Annotated in this window: 7 protein-coding genes; 3 read left to right on the forward strand and 4 right to left on the reverse strand. The window is 73.4% G+C overall.

Annotation, left to right across the window (positions count from 1 at the left end):
- From FOE67_RS08865 to FOE67_RS08880, 4 genes are all read right to left on the reverse strand, one after another.
- On the reverse strand, positions 1-487 hold a 487-nt coding region (locus FOE67_RS08865; protein WP_182662246.1), incomplete at its 3' end, for an FAD-dependent oxidoreductase.
- A gap of 131 nt (positions 488-618) precedes the next feature.
- On the reverse strand, positions 619-2,241 hold the full coding sequence (locus FOE67_RS08870) for an FAD-dependent oxidoreductase (RefSeq protein WP_182662248.1): 1,623 nt from the start codon (positions 2,239-2,241) through the stop codon (positions 619-621).
- A gap of 55 nt (positions 2,242-2,296) precedes the next feature.
- The gene (locus FOE67_RS08875) at positions 2,297-3,022 is read right to left on the reverse strand and encodes a class I SAM-dependent methyltransferase (RefSeq protein ID WP_182662250.1); all 726 of its coding nucleotides are present in this window, start codon (positions 3,020-3,022) and stop codon (positions 2,297-2,299) included.
- Positions 3,019-4,227: a lycopene cyclase family protein gene (locus FOE67_RS08880; RefSeq protein ID WP_182662252.1), complete on the reverse strand. Its 1,209-nt coding sequence runs from the start codon at positions 4,225-4,227 to the stop codon at positions 3,019-3,021. The genes FOE67_RS08875 and FOE67_RS08880 overlap by 4 nt, the downstream gene beginning before the upstream one ends.
- Before the next feature lie 162 nt (positions 4,228-4,389).
- Here FOE67_RS08880 and FOE67_RS08885 point away from each other — a divergent pair, with 162 nt between their 5' ends.
- The 3 genes from FOE67_RS08885 to FOE67_RS08895 all read left to right on the forward strand — a co-directional run.
- Positions 4,390-5,466 carry a serine hydrolase domain-containing protein gene (locus FOE67_RS08885; protein WP_182662255.1) on the forward strand — a complete coding sequence of 359 codons (1,077 nt, stop codon included), beginning with the start codon at positions 4,390-4,392 and terminating at the stop codon, positions 5,464-5,466.
- Between the two features lie 587 nt (positions 5,467-6,053).
- Entirely contained in the window at positions 6,054-7,400 is a 1,347-nt protein-coding gene (locus FOE67_RS08890; RefSeq protein WP_182662257.1) for a PP2C family protein-serine/threonine phosphatase, read from the forward strand.
- 14 nt (positions 7,401-7,414) lie between these two features.
- Positions 7,415-9,050 (forward strand): sensor histidine kinase (locus FOE67_RS08895; protein WP_182662259.1); only part of this gene is annotated, 1,636 nt, incomplete at its 3' end.

Raw genomic sequence — 9,050 nt, forward strand, 5'->3', positions numbered from 1 at the left:
GCTCGCGGACCACCACCCCCGTGACCCGTGCCGCGGTCCCCACGAGCCCGAGGACCTCGGTCCCCTCCACCGTCCCCACCCGCTCGTCGGCGAGCACCCGACGCCGCAGCACCGATTCCAACAGGGGGCGGGACGGGGTGAGGAGGTGCGCGGTCGCCGCGGTGCGGCGGTACCAACCGTCGGATTGCCATTGCAGCATGTCCTCGGGCATGCCGATCCTCGGCGCGCCCCGCTCCAGCAGTTCCCCGACGGCTCCGGGCAGCAGCCGTTCCAACGCCCGTTGCCCGCCCTCCAGCAGCACGTGGGTGTGTCGCCCCTGCGGCACACCCGCCCGGTGGGACGGCTCTCCCGGCAGGCGGTCGCGTTCCACGATCGTCACCCGGGTGCCCCGCTCGGCGAGCACCCGGGCGACCGTCAGCCCGGCCGGACCGCCCCCGATCACCACCGCCTGCCGTGGCGCGCCGGTCCCTGCCCCGTTGGTCCTCATTCAGACTCCCGTGTCCCGAGTTCCCCGTTGCGGGTCGTCACGCAGTGCAGTATCCCGGTTCCACCGCGTGTCGGGAAGGTGGCGTCGCCCCGACGCGGTGCGGCGTCGGGGCGACATCGGACGCGGGGTCCTCAGGGCGTCGGGGCACCGTACCGCCGGGCCAGCGTGCGGAGCAGCGGCGTCCGACCGCGGTTGGGAACGCTCCACAGCGTCTGGCCGCGCACGCCCCAGCGTTCCAACAGCGCGTTCGCCGCCTGGAAACCGGTGGTGGCGGCCCGCTCCATCAGGGCGACCGGCAGGTTCGTGCGCACGCCGTCCCCCGCCACCACCACCCGGGGGTCCCCGGTCCGCACGGTGGGGCGATCCGCCCACCCCCCGACCGGGAAGAGGGGACAGTCGGCGCGCCACTCGTGTCGCTCGTCCACCACCCGGATGTCCCGGGTCTCGGGGTACACCCGGTGCAGTTGTTCGACCACCCGACGCTGTTCCTTCGCCCGGTCCGCGTCCGGGTCCAGCGAGTAGGCGTGCAGCTCCACCACCGACCCACCGGTGCGCGCGGACCAGCGGGCGGCCTCGCCCTCCCAGCGTTCCAACACGCTGACGTTGTCCAGGGTCTCGAAGCCGCCGGTGCCCAGGAAACCGGGACGGTCCGCGTCCACCGGTCGCTCCAGCCACAGCCGCGAGACGAGGAAGGGCGGCGCGGTGCGCAGCCGCCCGATCCGCTCCCGCCACTCCGGGTCCCCCAACCGGGGGGAGGCGGCGACCAGTTTCCGCAGCCCGCCGGGGTCGGTGGCCAACACCACGGCGTCGTGCCGCCGATCGCGGCCGTCCGCCGTGACCACCACCCCCGGGGACATCCGGCCGCCGCCGGGGGCGATGGGCTCGATCGTCTCCACGGCGCTGCCGGTACGCACCTCGGCCCCGTGGCCGGACAGGTAGGCGACCAGCGGGTCCCACAGCGCCCGCGGATAGGGCTCGTCGGGAACGTCGAACAGCAGGCCCTCGGCGGAGCCCAGGAAGTAGATGTGGAACATCACCACCAGCTCGGCCGCCGACAGTTCCCGCGGATCGGCGAAGAAGCTGCGGGAGAAGACCTCGAAGGCCAGGTGGTGAGCGGCCTCGGGGAAGTTGACGCGCTCCAGGAACTCCCGGGCGTTCATGTCGTCCAGGCGGTGGTAGACCTCCGGCACCCGCACGTCCAACAGGGGCAGCGCGGCGGTGGGCCGCATCTCCACCAGGTCGCCCCAGCCGAAGGTGGGACTCAGCGCGACGAACCCGAGCGCGCTCCAGGGCGGGGTTCGCGGCACCCGGGAGAAGCCGTCGCGGGTGCCGGACTCGTGCCACAGCGGATAATCCGGCAGGGGGGTCAGGCCCCGCAGCGCCGGATCGGTCCGACGCAGCAATCCGCGCAGGTTGTAGTACTGGCGAAAGAAGGCGTGGAAGCCCCGGCTCATCGTCACCCGCGAACCGTCGGCCAGCGTCGTGGGCCACCCCGCCAGTCGCCCACCCGCGTGGTCCTCCCGCTCGTGCACGGTCACCCGCACACCCCGCTCGGCCAACGCGGTGGCCGCCGCCAACCCGGCGATGCCTCCGCCGACCACCGCCACCGAGGGGCGGTCCTCCCCGTGCAGCCGGGGCCGGCCCCCCGGGGCCGGGTGGACCTCCGCCCGTCGGTCCCGACCGTGTCGGGAGGCGTCCGGCCGCCGGCCGCGCCATCCCCCGGACCCGCCTGCGTCGTTCACACCGCTCCCCATGTCGTTCCCGCCGTTCCTCCGGATTCCCGTCGCGCCGGGCCCGGCGCCGTGTCGCTCACCGCCGGTCCGCCGGAGGGCACGGCACCCCTCCCACCACGGTGTGCACGAGGTTCGTCTGCCATCCCGACAGGGGCAGCACCCGCACCGACTCGAAACCGGCCGCCGTCATCCGCGCGGCGAGGGCGGGGGCGGTGTCGAACTCCAGCACGCTGCGCCGCAGGTGCCGGTACAGTTCCCGGTCGCCCGCCAACCGGCCGGCGGGTTCGATGATCGCCGAGCACACCGCCGACCACACCGCCCGGTCCACCGGCCGCCCCCGGAGCGTGTACTCGTGCACGGCCAGCCGACCGGCGGGCACCAGCATTTTGTGCACGTCGGCCAGGACGGCGTCGGGGTCGGTGAGGTTGCGGAACAGATAGGCGGCGAACACCGCGTGGAAGGGCCCCTCCACCGCCGCCGTCAACTCCTCCGCGGGGGCGTGGACGAACCGAACCCCCGGGGGCCACGGCTTGGCCGCCGCCCGCTCCAGCATGCCCGCGGACGCGTCCACCGCGACGATCTCCGCCCGGGGCGCCGCCGCCAGCAACGCGGCGGTCGAGGCGCCCGTCCCGCACCCCAGGTCCAGCAGCCGCATCCCGCGCCCCCCGTCGGGCAGGCGCAACCGCCGCGCGGAACGCCGGAGGTGACCGTGATAGCCGGGATTCACCGCCGTCAGCCGATCGTAGGAGGAGGCGGCCTGGTCGAAGGCCGCGAACAGCGCGTTGTCGCGCAGCAGGGTCATGATTCCCCTTTCACAACGGGCGGTGGACCGGGTCGGGGCCGACGGCGCACCCACGGCAACTCCAGTGCCGTGCGCGTCATCGGCCACATGGGTGTGTGGCGTCCGATCGTCAGGTCCTCGGTCGGGCGGGTGTCCCCCTGCAGGAACCGCAGCAGGCGGGCCATCGGCACCCCCGAGAACAGGCCGGTGAAGAAGTCGTCGCCCCGGACCCGGCCCCGGTCCAGGGCGCGCAGCATGACGGCGTCCATCGCCAGGGAACGGCCCCGGTGGGCCGGGGGAGGGACGGGGGTCCGACCGTCGACCAGGGCCCGGGCCACTCCCGCCGCCTGCCGCTGGGTGGCGGCGAAGGCGTAGCCGGTGGAGGGACGCACGGCACCCCCGGCGGTGCCGATCCGGAACACCGACCGCCCCACCCGGCGGGGGAACCGCGCGTCGGTCATCGGGATCACGCCCTCCTCCGTCCCGGTCACCGTCAACGCCCCGGTCCCCAGGACGTGTTCGGTGTAGTGGCGCAGGGCGCGCTCGTATCCGGGGCGGTCCGGCACGGTGGGGGAGAACTCGGTGTACTCCACCAGGGCCTCCCGTGACCCCAGCGGCAGGACGTATCCGAAGGAGAGCCCCCGGGAGGGTTGCGGGGTGCGGAAGTCCATCAGATCGGCGACGGACGGATCGAAGACCGGTCGCTCGGCACGCACGAACCAGCCCCGGAAGTGCTGCCACCACAGGGTGCGGGCCGCGCCCATCGAGCGCGGTGGGCGCGAGTCCAGCACCCAGCGCCCCCGCACCGTCACCGGCCGACCCGCCGCATCCCTGCCGCGCGCCTCCGCGCCGGCCGGTCCGTCCGCGATCGCCTCCACGGTCGCCTCGACGCACCGGATCCCGCTCTCCGCCATCCGGGCCCGCACCCGCTTCCCGAAGTCGCCCGAGCGCAGCATCTTGTAGCGCAGGCCGGGGGGTTCGTCGACGATCTCCCTCCCCGAGGGGGTCCGCACCCGCAGCCGCCCCCAGGAGGCGGTCAGCAGGTCGTCCCACTCCCCGCCGGGTGCCTCCCAGAAGCACCAGGTCCGCTCGGCCGGTCTCAGGGGGCCGGGCGGGGCGTCGAGCAGCACCACCTCCAGACCGGCGCCGGCGGCCCCGCACAGGTGGTGGGCCAGGGACAGACCGGCCGCACCCGCCCCGACGATGACGACGTCCGCCTCTCGCACCCGACATCCCTTCTCCCGCTGCCCCCACCCTTCCGCACCGCGAGGGTTTCCGGATGCAGGGTCGCCGTCGTGTCCCCGATCGGTTTCCGCCCCGGGGGCGCCCGGCGGCCCGGGGGCGATAAATCGTTTGAGGGGAACGGCGGGGACGGTGATACTCCGATCATGCCGACGGGAAGCCACTTCGACACCACCGACCGCGTCACCGCCCTCATGGACCGGCTCCACCGGGAACGGGACTTCTCCGGGACCGTGATGATCACCCGTGGGGGAGAGACGGTGGTGGAGGCGCACCGCGGCGTCGCGGACCGGGGATCGGGCGTGCCGATCGGCCCCCGGACCCGCTTCGGTCTCGCCTCGGTGACCAAGATGTTCACCGCCACGGCGGTGTTGTCGCTGCTCCCCGACCACCTGGAGACCCTCGACACCCCCCTGGAGGGACTGCTGCCCGCCGGGCTCCGGCCGGTGGAATCCCATCCGGGGGTGACGGTCCGTCACCTGCTCACCCACACCTCGGGCCTCGCCGACTACTTCGACGAGGAGACGGCCACCGAGGAATGGGTGGCCGAGTTCGCCGCGCTGTGGGCCGACCGTCCCGTCTACCGCATGACGCGCCCGGCGGACTTCCTGCCCCTGTTCGCGGACCTGCCGCCGCACCGGGCCCCCGGCAGCCGGTACCACTACTGCAACGCCGGGTACATCCTGCTGGGCCTCATCCTCGAACAGCTGACGGGAACCGACTACCGGCGAGCCGTTACCGAGAGGGTGTTCACCCCGGCCGGGATGCGGGACACCGGCTTCCCCGCCGCCGATGAGATCCTCCCCGACCTCGCCACCGGCCACCTTCGGCCCCGGCGACCGGGTGAGCCCTGGCGGAGCAACGTCTTCGCGATACCCGCGGTGGGCGGCCCGGACGGCGGGGCGTTCGCGACCGCGGCCGACCTCGATCGTTTCCTGACCGCGTACGCCGAGGGCCGCGTTCTCGCGCCGGAGCGCGTGGCCGAGGCCCTGCGACCCGCCGCCCGCATCGACGGGGACTCCGCCATGGGGCACGGTGTGTACCTGGTGGGGGAGGGGAGCGGCCGTTCGTTCGGCGCGGTCGGCGCCGACCCCGGGGTGGAGGCGATCATCCGTCGGTACCCCGAGCCGGGGATCAACACGGTGGTCCTGGCCAACGTCAACGACTCCGTGTGGGAGATCGACGCCCTCCTGCGCGAGGTGGTGTCGGACGGCACGGTGTGACAGCGGTGTGACGGCGGACCGCCCCCGGGTCCGTCGGGGTCCTCGGTTCCGACGAGGGGCTCCGACCCCCGGGCGACCCGGGGCGGTCCCCTTCGGCCGCGTTCCCGGTCACCGGCGGCTTCCCGTGCCGCGGCCTTCCCGGCGTTCACCCCGCCGACCCCGCCGAGAGGTCCCCGCCGAGAGGTCGTGGCCGGGCGCCGGCAAGGGTCTCCCGCACGGCCCGTTCCCGGGGGTCGGACGCGTCGATCCGCGCGTCTCGCGGCCCTCCCCGGCCCCCGCTCCTCCGGGTCTCCCGGCCGTCGCGGGGACCGGGTCCCCACCGGTGGTGAGCGAGCCCCGACCACCCCGAATCCACCCGGGCCCCCCGAGGGGCGGTGGGGCGGTCCGGTGGGCCCCGGGCCGCCGCGCGCGGGACGGACGACGCCATTCGCTTCCGGCCGATCCCGGCGGATCCCCTGTCCCCACCACCTCCCGCGCTGTCCGTCTCCCCTCCCCCCGGCGCAGCCGTCCGTGGCCGGCGCCACACGCGTCCCGCCGGGCTCGATGCGTCGGGAACCGGCCGTCGGGAGTATGGTTCGTCAGTTGTCATGCTGCAACTGATCGGCCGCGGGCGCGGCACGGGAGGGCGGGATCCATTGCTTTCCGAGCGACAGGAAGCCGCGACGTTCCCCTCGGCCGCGGGCCGGGGAGCGGCGGCACCGGCCGGCTCGACCGAGGGCCTGCCCGCCGTGCGGCCGGGGCCCCCCGACGACCGGGCCGAACCCGCCGTGCTGCTCATCGAGGACGACCCCGGTGACGCACTCCTGGTGGAGGAACTGGTCGCCGACACCACCCCCGGGCTGAACCTGACCTGGGTGCGTTCCCTCGCCGAGGCCCGCGCCGCGCTGGAACGCGACGGCCCGCCCGAGTGCGTCCTGCTCGACCTCCACCTCCCCGACGCGCAGGGCCTGGAGGCCCTCGCCATGATGCAGGAGATCGCCGGCGGGGTGGCCGTGGTCGTGCTGACCGGCGTCGCCGAGGAACGGACCGGGTTCGCGGCCGTCGCCGCCGGAGCCCAGGACTACCTCGTCAAGGGTCGGGTGGAACCGGAACTGCTGGGGCGCGCCGTCCGCTACGCCATCCAGCGCAAGCAGACCGAGCAGGCGGCCGCCGCCCTCCAGGCGGGACGGCTGCGCGCGGAGGAGAACGCCCGCCTGGAACGCGGGCTGCTGCCCACCCCCCTGCTGAGGGAACCGCAGGAGGTCGATGTCGTGACCCGCTACCGCCCGGGCCGCGCCCAGGCCCTGCTCGGTGGTGACTTCTACGATGTCGTTCAGACCCCCGACGGCACCGTGCACGCCCTCATCGGCGACGTCTCCGGCCACGGGCCCGACGAGGCGGCCCTGGGAGTGGGACTGCGCATCGCCTGGCGCACCCTCGTGCTCACCGGTGTCACCGACGCCCGGCAGCTGTGCAAACTCGAGGAGATCCTGATCGCCGAACGCATGGGCGAACAGATCTTCGCCACGCTCACCAGCGTGACCCTGTCCCCGGACCGCGGGAGTGCCCGGGTGGTCCGCGCGGGCCACCCCGGGCTGCTGGTCCACCACGACGATCGGGTCGAGTGGATGGAGGCCCCCGGCGGTCCGGCGCTCGGCCTCCTGCCCGCGGGACTGGCCGCCTGGCCGATCCACGACATGGAGTTGCCCGCCGGGAGCGGACTGGTGCTCTTCACCGACGGGCTGTTCGAGGGACGCATCGGACCCGGCGGTGAGCGACTGGGGGAGGAAGGGTTGCTGGAGGTGGCCCGCCGGGTCGCGCATCTGGAACCCGAGGCATTCGTGGACACCGTGATCGGCCGGGCGGAGACCATGGCCGAGGAACACGGCGGGCTGGCGGACGACGTGGCCGTGGTCCACGTGCGATGGAACGGGAAGGCGACCGCGACACCATGACGAGGAGGGCGAAGATGACGGCCCCGGCGACCACTCCACCGGAAACCGACGGGGAGGCGGCACGCCCTTCCGGGGCCGGAACCGCCGGCGGCCCCCGCCGTTCGGGGGTGACCGTTCGGGGGTGGTTCCACCTGGTCCTGGCGTTCATGGGGCTCCTCGTGGCGGTGGGCTCCCTGGTCGGGGCACACCTCATCAACCGCACGGCCGAGATGTCCGACCATCTCTCCGACACCATCCAACCGGCCCGGGCGGAGGCCTATCGTCTCCAGGTATCCCTGGTCAACCAGGAGACCGGGGCCCGTGGCTACGCCATCACCGCCGATCCGCAGTTCCTCGAGCCCTACACCGCCGGTCTGGGCGAGGAACGCGAGTCCCTCGACCGTCTGCGGGAACTGGTGGGCGGAAGCGCCGCCCACCTGAACGATCTGCGGGCGATCGAGGAGGCCGCCGAGCAGTGGCGCCTCGAACACGCCGAGCCGATGATCGACGGTGTCGTCGAGGGGAATCCGCAGACCCTCGACCACGCCGCCGCGGAACGCGGCAGAGTGGCCTTCGACCGGGTGCGTACCCTCACCGAGCAACAGGGTGAACAGCTGACCGTGGCCCGTGACGAGAGCCGGGCCGAGCTGCTGCGCACCCGTTCCGTGCGGGACGCGGTCCTGCTGTTCATGGTCGTCGTCTTCTTCCTCACCGCCGCCACCATGACGGTCCTGTTGCGCACCCTCGTGATCCGCCCGCTCACCCACCTCGCGACGGAGTCCCGGAGGGTGGCCCGCGGGGAGTTCGACCGGCACATACCCGCCGAGGGGCCCGCCGACCTGCGCTCCATGGCCATGGACGTCGAGGGCATGCGCCGCCGGATCGTCTCCGAGCTCGAAGCCTCCCGCGAACAGCGCGCACGCCTCGAACGCCAGGCCGCCGACCTCGACGCCCGCGCCGTGGAGCTGCGCCGGTCCAACGCCGAACTCGAGCAGTTCGCCTACGTCGCCTCGCACGACCTGCAGGAGCCGTTGCGCAAGGTCGCCTCCTTCTGCCAACTGTTGGAGAAGCGCTACGGTGACAAACTCGACGAGCGGGGCACGCAGTACATCGCCTTCGCGGTGGACGGGGCCAAGCGGATGCAGATCCTCATCAACGACCTGCTGACCTTCTCCCGGGTCGGTCGCCTCAACGAGTCCCGTACGGACGTGGAACTCGACCGCACCCTGGACAAGGCACTGGCCAATCTCTCCGGCGTCATCGAGGAGAGCGGGGCCCGCGTCGAACGTCCCGAGCGGATGCCGACCATCGAGGGCGATCCGACGCTGTTGGTCATGCTGTGGCAGAATCTCGTCGGCAACGCCGTCAAGTTCCGCCGCCCCGACCGCTCGCCGGAGATCCGCGTCACCTGCGAGACCGCCCCGGACGGCACCTCCCTGACGGTGGGGGTGACCGACAACGGCATCGGTATCCCGGAGAAGTTCGCCGAGAAGGTGTTCGTCATCTTCCAGCGGCTGCACGGCCGGGACTCCTACTCCGGTACCGGGATCGGGCTCGCCCTGTGCAAGAAGATCGTCGAGCACCACGGCGGGAGGATCCGGATCGACACCGGGTACACCGACGGCGCCCGATTCCTGTTCACCCTGCCCCTCACCGGGGAACCCCCCGTCG

This window comes from Streptomyces calidiresistens (genome assembly GCF_014141525.1).
In the GTDB taxonomy this organism is placed as follows: Bacteria; Actinomycetota; Actinomycetes; order Streptomycetales; family Streptomycetaceae; genus Streptomyces; species Streptomyces calidiresistens.

Coding starts and splice junctions, on each gene's coding strand:
- FOE67_RS08870 (WP_182662248.1), bottom strand. CDS start 2,241: ATGGGGAGCGGTGTGAACGACGCAGGCGGGTCCGGGGGATGGCGCGGC.
- FOE67_RS08885 (WP_182662255.1), top strand. CDS start 4,390: ATGCCGACGGGAAGCCACTTCGACACCACCGACCGCGTCACCGCCCTC.
- FOE67_RS08890 (WP_182662257.1), top strand. CDS start 6,054: ATGCTGCAACTGATCGGCCGCGGGCGCGGCACGGGAGGGCGGGATCCA.
- FOE67_RS08875 (WP_182662250.1), bottom strand. CDS start 3,022: ATGACCCTGCTGCGCGACAACGCGCTGTTCGCGGCCTTCGACCAGGCC.